At 69.8% G+C, this 11,489-nt stretch carries 9 protein-coding genes; 4 read left to right on the plus strand and 5 right to left on the minus strand.

Features of this window, described 5'->3' with window-relative positions; all coding sequences use genetic code 11:
• The first annotated feature begins 3 nt into the window (after nt 1-3).
• The 3 genes from AB0H36_RS25230 (at nt 4) to AB0H36_RS25240 (ending at nt 2,383) form a co-directional block, all read left to right on the plus strand.
• Nucleotides 4-501 carry a sigma-70 family RNA polymerase sigma factor gene (locus AB0H36_RS25230; protein ID WP_360528028.1) on the plus strand — a complete coding sequence of 166 codons (498 nt, stop codon included), beginning with the start codon at nt 4-6 and terminating at the stop codon, nt 499-501.
• The gene (locus AB0H36_RS25235) at nt 498-1,154 is read left to right on the plus strand and encodes a hypothetical protein (RefSeq protein ID WP_360528031.1); all 657 of its coding nucleotides are present in this window, start codon (nt 498-500) and stop codon (nt 1,152-1,154) included. Before AB0H36_RS25230 ends, AB0H36_RS25235 begins: the two co-directional genes overlap by 4 nt.
• Before the next feature lie 104 nt (nt 1,155-1,258).
• Entirely contained in the window at nt 1,259-2,383 is a 1,125-nt protein-coding gene (locus AB0H36_RS25240; RefSeq protein ID WP_360528034.1) for an endonuclease, read from the plus strand.
• A gap of 9 nt (nt 2,384-2,392) precedes the next feature.
• Here the strand turns inward: AB0H36_RS25240 and AB0H36_RS25245 are convergent, their stop codons facing one another.
• The 4 genes from AB0H36_RS25245 to AB0H36_RS25260 form a co-directional block, all read right to left on the minus strand.
• Nucleotides 2,393-3,289: a hypothetical protein gene (locus tag AB0H36_RS25245; RefSeq protein ID WP_360528038.1), complete on the minus strand. Its 897-nt coding sequence runs from the start codon at nt 3,287-3,289 to the stop codon at nt 2,393-2,395.
• On the minus strand, nt 3,286-4,416 hold the full coding sequence (locus AB0H36_RS25250; protein WP_360528041.1) for a pyridoxal phosphate-dependent aminotransferase: 1,131 nt from the start codon (nt 4,414-4,416) through the stop codon (nt 3,286-3,288). The genes AB0H36_RS25245 and AB0H36_RS25250 overlap by 4 nt, the downstream gene beginning before the upstream one ends.
• Nucleotides 4,400-5,023, minus strand: coding sequence for a PAS domain-containing protein (locus tag AB0H36_RS25255; protein WP_360528044.1), 624 nt, complete (start codon nt 5,021-5,023; stop codon nt 4,400-4,402). The genes AB0H36_RS25250 and AB0H36_RS25255 overlap by 17 nt, the downstream gene beginning before the upstream one ends.
• A gap of 444 nt (nt 5,024-5,467) precedes the next feature.
• Entirely contained in the window at nt 5,468-6,268 is an 801-nt protein-coding gene (locus AB0H36_RS25260; RefSeq protein WP_360528047.1) for a PrsW family intramembrane metalloprotease, read from the minus strand.
• Between the two features lie 260 nt (nt 6,269-6,528).
• On the opposite strand from AB0H36_RS25260, the gene AB0H36_RS25265 reads away from it, so the two are divergent.
• Nucleotides 6,529-10,188, plus strand: a complete 3,660-nt coding sequence (locus AB0H36_RS25265; protein ID WP_360528050.1) for a S8 family serine peptidase — start codon at nt 6,529-6,531, stop codon at nt 10,186-10,188.
• A 35-nt stretch (nt 10,189-10,223) separates the two neighbouring features.
• Here AB0H36_RS25265 and AB0H36_RS25270 read toward each other — a convergent pair whose 3' ends face one another.
• Nucleotides 10,224-11,201: a helix-turn-helix domain-containing protein gene (locus tag AB0H36_RS25270; RefSeq protein WP_360528053.1), complete on the minus strand. Its 978-nt coding sequence runs from the start codon at nt 11,199-11,201 to the stop codon at nt 10,224-10,226.
• Nucleotides 11,202-11,489: the final 288 nt, after the last annotated feature.

Genomic DNA, 11,489 nt, shown 5'->3' on the forward strand with positions numbered 1-11,489 from the left:
CCGATGGCTGACTGGGAACGCGCGTTCAGAGAACTGCTGGCAGTTCGAGGCGCCTCGCTACGGGCGTACGCCTACCTCTTGACCGGGGAGTCGGCCGCCGCGGCCGACCTGGTGCAGGACGCGCTGCTGCGCGTCTTCAGCCGGCTGCGGGTGCGCGGGGACGTCGAGCAGCTCGAGGGGTACGTGCGGCGCGCGATGCTCAACCAGTACGTCGACGGTCGCCGGCGAGCCAGGTGGTGGAACGCCAACCGCCATCTGCTGGTGGATCCCGCCGTACACGACGACGGCGACCACGCCCTCGCGGACGACGTCCGGCGGGCCTTGTCCACGCTGTCGCCCAGGCAGCGCGCCTGCGTGGTGCTCCGGTACTACGAGGACCTCTCCGTCACCGAGATCGCGGGCCAGCTCGACTGCGCCGAGGGCACGGTCAAGCGACATCTGGCCGACGCCCGGTCCAAGCTCGCCACCCAGCTCGCCGTACCCGAGGAGACCATGAAATGACCGCCAAGGATCTCAAGGACCTCCTGCAGACCGTGGCCGGCGACAGCACCCGCGTCGAGCTCGACGAGCACCGGCTGGTGCCCCAGATCCGTCGCCGGCGCCGGCGGCGGACGGTGCTCGCGGGCGCGGTCGGCCTCGGTACGGCGGGAGCGCTCGCCGTCAGCGCCTACGCGGTGCTGCCGGGCGCCGACCGCGCCGAGGTGGCGAATCCGGGCCCGACTGTGGTCTCGACGTTTGCGCCGCGGCCGTTCGAGTGTGGTGCCGCTTTCCCGGCGCCGGGCACCGGGGCATCGATCCGGCAGGTGACGCAGACGACCATCACGGAGAGCCGCAGCGGCTGGACCGGAACGGTTCAGCTTGTGCAGACCAACGCGGTCGACAGAACGATGGTGATCGGCAAGCCGCCCCGGCACCTGGCCGTCATCCAGGAGAACAAAGTAGTCGGTCACGCGGAGCTGACAGTCGCGATCGGGGTCGTGCGGATCCCGCCGAAGCAGACGCACACCTCGCCCGCCGGCATCGTCATCCGGGGCTGCGGCGGTGCCCGGCTGCCGGCCGGCTCCTACCTGCTCTACGAAGACCTCGCGCCCTCCAGCAAGCCCGCTGCCGGCCCGGCTTCGCTGGTTCCGCTCGGCCGGATCGAGCTGCGGTAACCCGGGGTTCGCCGGATCGTCGGACAACTTTGGTTTCGGATCAAGGGCGGAATGGGCAGACTGACACGCGACGCAGTGGTCCCCAACCGCCCCTGGGAGATGCCGTGCTTCGTTCTCGCGTCCTACGTCCCACCGTGATCGTCAGCGTCGTACTTGCGCTGCTCGGCTTCGGTATCGCGCCGTCGTCGGCCGCGACCCCGATCAGCGTGAGTACGGCGATCGGCCGACAGGACGGGTCGACCGCGACCGTCACCGGGTACGTCGTCGGCCAGCCGATCGCGACCAGCACCGTTGTGCGGAGCAACTTCCCGAACGACTACGCGCTCGCGCTGGCGGACTCGGCGTCGCAGACGAGCACGTCGTCGATGCTGTACGTCCAGATCACGTCGGCGTTCCGGTCGTCGTACGGGCTGCAGAGCAACCCGGGCCTGCTCGGGCAGAAAATCACCGTGACCGGCACGCTGAGCGCGTACTTCTCGCACGCCGGCCTGAAGGACACGACGGCGTTCAGCGGGGGTGGATCCTCCGATCCGGGACCGGATCCGGGTGACTACTATGCCGGCGCGGAGGGCAAGACCGGGGCTGCGCTGAAGTCGGCGCTGCACACGATCATCTCGGAGCAGACCAAGCTGTCCTACGACCAGGTCTGGAACGCACTCAAGGACACCGACCAGGACCCGGCGAACAGCAGCAACGTCATCCTGATCTACTCCGGCCGCTCGCAGAGCAAGAGCACCAACGGCGGCGACCCGAACGACTGGAACCGCGAGCACGTCTGGGCCAAGTCGCACGGCGACTTCGGCACGGCGACCGGCCCGGGCACCGACATCCACCACCTCCGCCCCGAAGACGTGTCGGTGAACGCGGCCCGCGGCAACCTCGACTTCGACAACGGCGGATCGGCGGTGTCGGAGTGCTCCGGTTGCACCGTGGACGGCGACTCCTTTGCGCCGCGCGCCGCGGTCCGCGGTGACGTCGCCCGGATGATCTTCTACATGGCGGTGCGCTACGAAGGCGACGACGGCTTCGCCAACCTCGAGCTGAACAACTCGGTCAGCAACGGCAGCGCGCCGTACATGGGCAAGCTCTCGGTCCTCAAGGCCTGGGCCGCCGCCGACCCGCCGGACGCGTTCGAGAAGCGCCGCAACGAGGTCATCTACAGCACCTACCAGCACAACCGGAACCCCTTCATCGACCACCCCGAATGGATCTCGTCCATCTGGCCGTGAGGCCGGCGGTCAGCGAAGGACAGCCACGACTGCCGCGGCGACGGCCGCGTCGGTTGCACCGATGCCGGTGAGGTCGGCTACCGAGCGCCGGGTGCGGTCGATGCCGTCGCGGAGTACGGCGCCGACCGCGAGGTCGGCGTTGGCTGGTACGACTCCGGCACGGACGGCGTTGCCGTAGTCGCCGTGGTCGAGGCATTGGTCGTGGTCGTCGGTGGCGATCACGGCGCCTGCGAACACCTCGGGTGGCAGCTCGCCCTTGCCGGGCATGTCGGTGCCGATGCCGGTGATGTGGACGGCATCGCGGAACGCCTCGACTGGTAGGGGCGAGCGGGCAGAGGTCGTTGTGATCACGCAGGCTGCGCCGTCCAGCGCGTCGGGCCGGGCGTCCAGACCCTCTTGGGCGAAGGCCGCGCAGAGCTTGTCCACAGCCTCTGGGCGTCGGCCCCACACCTTCACGCGTCGCAACGGCCGGAGGTGACGCAACCACAGCACCTGCAGGAGGGCTTGCTCGGCGGTCCCGAGTACGGCGACCTCGTCCACGTCGGGCGGGGTCATGGCGTCGGTGATGAGCGCTCCCGCGGCCGCCGTACGCCAGGCCGTCAGCTTGCCTTCGTCGGCGAGGAGGGCCGCGGGGGTGCCGTTGGTCGCGTCCACCACGAGCATCAGGCCGTTGTTGACCGCGGCGAACGTGCTGGCGATCTTCACGGTGTAGTACGGCGAGCCCTCGACGTACCCGGCCTTCACGTGGCAGTCGCCGGAGCTTGCTGGGAAGTCGAGAACCATCGGCGGCGGGACCGCCGTACGATCCTCGGCGTGGGCGATCAACGCATCGCGGACCGCCTTGAAGACCAGGTCCGGTGTGGCGGCCTTGCTGATCTGGGGTAGGTCGATGACAGGCAGGGTCATCCGCGCTTCTCCAGCCAGTCGGACCAGGCGGCGAGGGCCTCGGTCGGGTTGCTGCGGCCGAGGCCGACGCGGAAGCGGTCGCCCGGGGTTTCGGTGAGGGCGGAGCTGTAGATGCTGGCGGGCAGGAGCAGTACGCCGGCCTGCTCGACCAGGTCGGTGCACATGGCTTCGACGCCGTCGGGACCTCGGTAGCGCGGGAAGCAGACGCAGCCGCCGTCGGGCGGGGTGAACTCGAACAGGTCCGGGTAGCCCGCGAAGAACTCGGTGAAGACCGGCAGGTTCTCCGCGACGATCCGGCGGTTGCGGTCGAGCAGGTGGTCGCGGGCGCGCAGGGCGATCAGCGCGAGCACCTCGCTCGGCGCGGAGTTGCAGATGGTCGTGTAGTGCTTGGCGCGCTCGAGCTTGTCGAGTACGGCGCTGTCCCGGCAGGCGATCCATCCGATTCGCAGGCCGGGCAGGCCGTACGCCTTCGACATGACGTTGAGGGAGAGCGCCGTACTCGAGAGGTCTGTTGCTTGGGGCAACGGTGGTCGGGTGAGCTCGAGGCCGCGGTAGACCTCGTCGCTGAACAGGGTGATCCCGCGGTCCTCGCACAGTCGGACCAGGTCCAGCCAGGATTCTTGGGTCGGCACTGCGCCGGTGGGGTTGTTCGGGAAGTTGACCGAGACCATTCGGGTGTTCGGTCGTACGGCTTGTGCGACTGCGTCGACGTCCAGTGCCCAGTTGTCTTCCGGGCGCAGCGCGACTCCGGTCACCTCGCAGACGGCGAGCGGGACTGTCTCGGCTGCTTGGTAGTTCGGCGTCAGTACGACGAGGTGGTCTGTGGGCTCGAGGAGCGCGCGCATCGCGAGGTAGATGGCTTCCTCGGCGCCGGCGAAGCACAGGATGTCGTCGGGCTCAGCCTCCGAGTACGTCGCGGCGATCTCCTCGCGGAGGGAGGGCAGGCCGCGGGTTTCGGTGTAGCCGAGGGTGAGGGACTCCCAGCGCTCTCGGCCGTCGTCGTCGGCGAGGGCGAGGAGCTCGCTCAGGCTGTGGGTTTGCGCGTCGGAGGCGGTCAGGTGGTAGCGGGCGTTGAACTCCCACTTCGCGAAATACGTCTCCAGCCGGAAGTCAGGCAGGGTCGGCATGGGGCTCCTTCCGGGTCTGGGCGAGCAGTTGGTACAGCGCGGAGCGGGACATCCGTAGTGCGCGGGCGACAGCCGGCACCGATCGTCGCTGGCTAAGTACGCCGGCGGCGTCAAGTTTGCCGAGCAGTTCGAGGCGGTCGTCGCGGGTGAGCCGGTCCACCGTGACGCCGCGGTCGCGGACGTACGCGGCGACGATCTCGTTGAGGGTCTCGGACCAGTCGTTCTGGAAGAGGACGCGTGGCTGACCGTGAGCTGGTGCGGCGAAGGCGGCCAGTAGACGGCTCGCCTCCTCGAAGGCGGTGCGGTCGACGTTGACGCAGAACACGTACGCCGGTTTGCCGTCGGCGTCTCGCATGATCGCGCTGATGCTGGAGAGGCGGCGGCCGTCTGGGAGCACCTTGGGGTACGGGCCGTAGACGTCTGGGTCGGTCGGGGACAGCTCGTTGAGCTCGCCGAGCAGCGAGGGATCGCCTGGTTCGCGGCCGGACAACGGATTCCAGATCGCGACGATCTCGTCGGCCGCCGGATCGTGCAGTACGACCTCCGCATGCGGCGACAACAACCGCGCCAACGCGCCCCCGATCGGCGCAAGCTGCTCAGGAGTCATGCGTGGACAGTAGGTCCACCGTGGACGAGTTGTCTACCCCACGCCCGTGGAAGTCCCACGCGGCGCTACGCACGCTCCTACGTCGCGTGCTCGCTGCCGCTCCCGCCCGCCCGGTTGTATGCGCTTGTCGCGCTTCGTTGACTGCCTCGTGGGGTCGTCGGCTCGTCGTTCGTGAGCTGGCCCGTTGTTCGTCCACCCGGCGGGGTGCGAGCTGTCGCGCCTAGTCGAGCGCCCGGTGGTGTGGTCGGCTCGTGGTCTGTGAGTCGGCTCGTGGATCGTCGAGAGCTCGCGCGCGTGCTGGTCGGTCGGCCGCGGATCATGGAAGCTGTGCGGGGCGTCTCAGTCGGAAAGGTTGCCCACTCAGTTCGGGGGTTGCCCGCTGGGATTTTGAGGGGGCAACCCCCCACTCGCGGGGGCAACCAGCCAGCTGATCAGCCGAGCGGGCTACGCGGCCAGGACCCGGTTGTCTACTCGTTGGGCGCGCTTGAGGCCGTACAGGAGTAGGCCGATCGAGATCGCTCCGACGATGACGTACGTGACCCAGCCGCCGATCCCGTCCCACGTGGTGTGCAGGGCGACGGCGAGCGCGTACATGCCGAGGAAGCCGGCGAAGTGTTTGCCGGTCGGCTCGGTCACGAAGCGCCAGAGGCCCCAGCAGGTCAGGCCGGTCCAGGCGGCGTGGCCGGCGGGGGACAGCAGGCCGCGGATGAAGAGGGTCTCTTCGGCGGCGCCGACGTTGCCGTTGGACTGCAGGAGTGCGACGAACGCGTAGCCCATCGTCTCGAGTACGGCGAAGCCGGTGCCGACTGCGACGCCGATGATGATGCCGGTGCCCAGGGATGTCCGGTAGCGGTGGCCGAAGAAGATCACCAGCGCGGCCGGCACGAGGAGCTTCGCGGCCTCCTCGATCAGGGCGACGCCGACCATCGGGAGCGTGCCGAGCCGGCGCATCGCGTCGTACTCGAGGAGGCCGGCGACCACCACGCCGACGACGCCGCCGAACAGCAGGCAGCCGCCGAGCGTGGGCCCGTCGATCAGCCAGCGGCCGGAGCGGCCGGCTGCGAACGTCACGAAAGTGAGGGGTACGACGAGCGCCCCGAGCAGGATCATGGTCGGGACCAGGTTCGGGTTCCCGGTGTCGGTCAGGACGGCCAGGACGAGGAGGTACAGCACTGCGCCGACGAAGAACGTGCCGACCCAGGCCCACTTCAGGCCCCTCCGGCGTGCCACCTGCTGCTCGGTCATGGGGCCTCCCGGCCTGGACTGAGGAGTGGAGGGAGCGAAGCGACCGGAGGGACGAGGGAAGGCCGGGAGCTCCAGCCCCATGACTCCGCCGGCGCCGGAGGCCCGGCCGTGAGCACTGTCATGAGGGAGATGGTGCCGGGTTTTGGCGTGTGTGTGCCATGTCGCAGGGACGGCAGTGATGGACAGGGCGGATCTTCGTGACCAGATTGCAAACTCTCCGGAAAGAGAGGTGCGCCTGCCCCCAGCCTCTAAGGAGAATGATGTCCCCCCATCGGATCACTGCCGCCACCCTTGCGGCACTGCTGACCCTCGGCGCGGTCACGGCGACCCCGGCCGCCGCCGGATCGCCACCACCGACACCGGCCGGGAACGCCGGCCCGACCAGCAAGGTCACGTTGATCACCGGCGACGTCGTCGAGGTGAGCGACGCGGGCGCCGGCAAAAGGGCGGCGACCGTCACCCCCGCGGCCGGCCGCGAGCGAGTCACGTTCCACACCATCGAGGTCGACGGCGGCCTCCGGGTGCTGCCCGCCGACGCTGTCCCGTACCTCTCCACCGGCGTCCTGGACGCCGACCTGTTCGACGTCGAGGAACTGATCGCGGACGGGTACGGCGACTCCACCGCCCAGCAGCTTCCGCTGATCGTCAAGTACGACCAGGGCCTGCGCAGCTCGCAGGAGCTGGCCGGTACGACGGCCAAGCGCGACCTCAGCTCGATCGGCGGCCGGGCTGTCGACGCGGCCAAGAGCCGGCTTCCGGAGCTGTGGAAGTCGCTGAAGCCGGCCGCGGGCGCGCGTTCGCTGAACAGCGGCGTGAGCAAGATCTGGCTCGACGGCAAGGTGCGCGCGGTGCTCGATAAGAGCGTCCCGCAGATCGGCGCGCCGGCCGCGTGGCAGGCCGGGTACGAGGGTTCCGGCGTCAAGGTCGCCGTACTCGACACCGGCGTGGACAGCCAGCACCCGGACCTGGCCGGCAAGGTGCAGGAGGCGCAGGACTTCTCCGGCAGCCCGACCGGTCCGGCCGACCACTTCGGTCACGGCACGCACGTCGCCGCCACGATCGCCGGCACCGGAGCGGGCGCCGGCGGCACCCGGAAGGGCGTCGCGCCGAAGTCCGACCTGCTCGTCGGCAAGGTGCTCGGTGACGACGGCTGGGGCTACGACTCCTGGATCATCGCCGGGATGGAGTGGGCGGCCGCCGAGGGCGCCAAGGTGGTCAACATGAGCCTCGGCGGTGGACCGACCGACGGTCTCGACCCGCTGAGCCAGGCCGTCAACGACATCACCGCCCAGACCGGCACGCTGTTCGTCGTGTCCGCCGGCAACGACGGCTCCGACGAGTCGGTCGGCACGCCGGGCGCCGCGGCCTCCGCGTTGACCGTGGCCGCCGTAGACCGGAACGACGCGCTGGCGGACTTCTCCAGCCGTGGACCGCGGCTCGGCGACGCCGGCCTCAAGCCGGAGATCTCCGCGCCGGGTGTCGGCATCGTCGCCGCCCGCGCCGCCGGGACCGCCATGGGCGAGCCGGTGGACAACCTCTACACGGCAGCCTCGGGTACGTCGATGGCCGCGCCGCACGTGGCCGGAGCCGCTGCCCTGCTCGCGCAGCAGCACCCGGACTGGACGGCCGGCCAGTTGAAGGACGCGCTGGTCAGCACCTCGAAGTCGCAGCCGGACCAGTCCGTCTACGCGAACGGCGCCGGCCGGGTCGACCTCGCCCGCGCGACCTCGCAGCAGGTCACCGCCAGCGCGGTCGCCGACTTCGGCCTGCAGACGCTGACGGACACCAGCACCCGGACCATCACCTACCGGAACTCGGGCAGCGCCCCGGTCACCCTCAGCCTGTCCGCTGCGGTGACCAACCTGGACGCACGCAAGCCGGAGACCGACGCTTTCGGTGTACCGGCCACTGTCACCGTCCCGGCCAACGGCAGCGTCGACGTCCCGGTCAACCTGGACGCGGCCAAGCTCGACCGCGGCCTGCACAGCGGCCGGATCGTTGCCACCGGCGCCGATGGTGTCGTCGCCCAGACCGCGGTCGGCGCGCTCCGGCAGGGCAAGAAGTACAAGATCACCCTGCGCGGTGTCGGCCTGGACGGTCAGCCGTCCCCGGTCCCGGTGGTCGCGCTGTTCGGTGACAACTCCCGGTCGGACGTGCTCGCCTGGATCCCGGACAACGAGAGCATCACCGCCGAGGTCGAGGAGGGCACCTACCTGCTGCACGGCCTGGTCGAGAACTACGACCCGCAGAACGAGCAGGTCAGCCTGTTCACCAACCCGAACATCGTGGTCAGCAAGGACACCGAGGTCGTGATCGACGCCCGCACCGCGGCCCCGATCACGATCGAGACGCCGAAGCCGTCGGAGCAGCAGGCGATCCTGAGCTACTACGTCAACCGGGTCTACGGCAACGGCCGGTCGATCAGCCACGGTGTGATGCACTTCAGCACCGTCAAGCAGGTCAACGTGACCGCGACCAAGCCGGTCCAGGAGGGCACTTTCGAGTTCTCGTCCCGCTGGCAGCTGGTCGCGCCGCTGGTCCAGGCCACGGTCCAGGGCGTCACCGGTCCGCTCGACATCAACTTGCTGCACCGGTCGCCGAGGTACGACGGTAAGACGAAGCGGTTGCCGATGGTCTACGCAGACTCCACGCTCCAGGGCGTGAAGGGCGCGCTGGCCGTGATCGACTCCAGTGAGGACGGCTGGGGCAACGGCAGCGAGCAGGAGCAGATCGCTGCCGCGGCCGAGGCGGGTGCCGCGGCCGTGATCCTGGTCCGGCCGGCGGATTGGTCGGCCTGGACGGTGTGGCGCCCGATCGGGGACCGGGAGCCGATCCCGGCGATGGTCACCGGGTTCAACGACGGTCAGAAGCTGATCGAGCGGGCCAAGCGCGGCGGCGCCACGATCGACCTCACGCTGACCACCTCCAGCCCGTACCTGTACGACGTCAACCAGGTCTCGAACGGGTTCATCCCGGCGAAGATCAACTACAAGGTGACCACGGCGAACAGTGCGCGGATCACCACCAAGTACGCCGACAACGGCGGCTTCAACTGGGCCAAGGAGCAGCGCTTCGGGTGGCGGCCGTGGCAGGAGTACTCCTGGAACGACTCGCAGCGGTTCGTCGAGACCCCGAAGGTGCGCGAGGAGTGGGTGACGTCCGGTGACTCGCTCTGGCAGCACCGGGTGCACCACCTCTACACGTGGGACGAGATGAACCCGCTCCGCGGCGGACTCGTCGAGGACCCGCGCAGCTACAAGAGTGGTCAGTCGTCGGAGACCTGGTTCGGCCCGGTCGTCCGGCCGGCTGCCATCGCCGGCACGCCGTCGACGCGGACCGGTGACCGGCTGTCGCTGCGGATCCCGTCGTTCGTGGACGCCTCCGGGCACTACACGATCGGCGAGACCACGGCGGCGTCCGCGGTGCTCTCCCGCAACGGCGAGACCATCGCCGAGCTGCCCAACGCCTGGGCGGACGTGATCACCACCAGCGGCGACGCGTCGTACAAGCTCGATCTGTCGACCGAGCGGAACGACACCGAGGGCGAGTGGACCTGGGGTACGCGGACGCAGACCTCGTGGGAGTTCCGGTCGAAGAAGACGGCCGAGGACAAGGCGACGCCGCTGTCGCTGCTGCAGGTCGGCTACACCGTTCCGGTCGACCTGACCGGCCGGGTCGCGGCCCGCACCCACGCCGTCGGCTTCACCGTGACCGGCGGAGCCCGCTCAACGGCGCTGCAGGCCTGGGCGTCGTACGACGAGGGCAAGAGCTGGCAGAAGCTCACCGTAGTAGGTGCCCTCGGCCACTACCTGGCTGTGGTCCCGTCCGCGCACGGCACCGTCTCGCTGAAGGTCCGCGCGACTGACGGCACCGGTGCTGCGGTGACGCAGACCGTCATCCGCGCGTACGGCGTGAAGTAGCAGGACCGAGCCGGGGCAGCGGGGGCTGCCCCGGCTCAGATCCAGCCGCGTTTGGCCGCTTGGAAGGCCAGCCCGGTCCGGGTGTCCACCCCCGCCAGGGCCATCATCCGGTCCAGCCGGCGCTGGACGGTACGGCGGCTGATCCCCAGCTGGGACGCGATCGACTTGTCCGGTACGCCGGCCACCAGCAACGACAGCAGGAAGCGTTCGGAGTCGTCGAGACCCTCGACTTCCGCGGTGGCGTCCGAGTGCATCTTCACCGGGGTCGCCCGCTCCCAGTGGCTCTCGAAGAGGGCCAGCAAGGCATCCAGCAACTGACCGCGGCCGATGACCGCGGCCGTCGGCTCGCCGATGCCCACCTCGTCGTCCCGGACCAGCGGGCAGACTGCGGTCGCCCGGTCCACGATCGCCAGCCGGACCGGAAGGCTCGGCAGCGTGCGGGCCTCCTCGCCCCAGCTGATGCCCTCCGCGATCGTGTCGAGCTCACCGGGCGTTTCCAGCAGGGCGCGCTCGTAGATCGCGCGATACCGGACTCCGCGGCTCAGGGCGCCGTACTCCTCGGTGTTGTCGGCGCCCGGCATCGCGAGCGGGTTGGCCCGGCAGAACCAGAGGATCTCCTCGCGGGCCGACTCCTGCAGGTCGCGCAGGCGCTCGCGGAGCGCGTTGGCGCCGACGATGACCTCGACCAGGTGGTGCGCGTCCCGGCGGCTCGCACTCGCCCGGAACTCCTCGCTCAGCGCGGCCACGGTCTTGCGGGCCGCCTCCAGCGACTCCTGCCGGCGGAGCAGCGTCGTACCGAGCGCGACGTCGGGCGGGAGCGCACGGAACACCGGGCCGTCGACGTGCTGGACCGTGACGAGCCCCTTCGCCTGGAGCCGTTGAAGGACCTCGTCCGCCTCGTGCTGCGGCAGTTCGGCCACCTCGGCGAGCTCCGACGGCCTGGCCGCGGACAGCCCGACCAGCAACCGGTACGCCTGCTCCTCGCGGGCGTCCAGCAACGCGCCGTTCTCCATCGTTTGACCCCTCCTCGTGCGCCCACCTAACCAGGCCCGCCGACCGAGGCGCGATCCAACCTCCTGGCACACCCAGGCCATGGCATGCCAGTGCCATCACGGGTTCGGCTGGACCGCGTCCCTCCCGGTCAGAGGCAACCCGGCCCTTCGGCTCCCGAAGGCCAGCAACCCGGAGCGGGCTCGGCGGTAGCCGCTAGGAGGGCGCTGAATTATCGGCGCGTTCTGCCGCGGGTGTGATCGCTGGGCTGGGACTATCTCTTGGTGCAGGGTGTGGAGCGGGATGACCGG

Source organism: Kribbella sp. NPDC050820 (assembly GCF_040653975.1).
In the GTDB taxonomy this organism is placed as follows: domain Bacteria; phylum Actinomycetota; class Actinomycetes; order Propionibacteriales; family Kribbellaceae; genus Kribbella.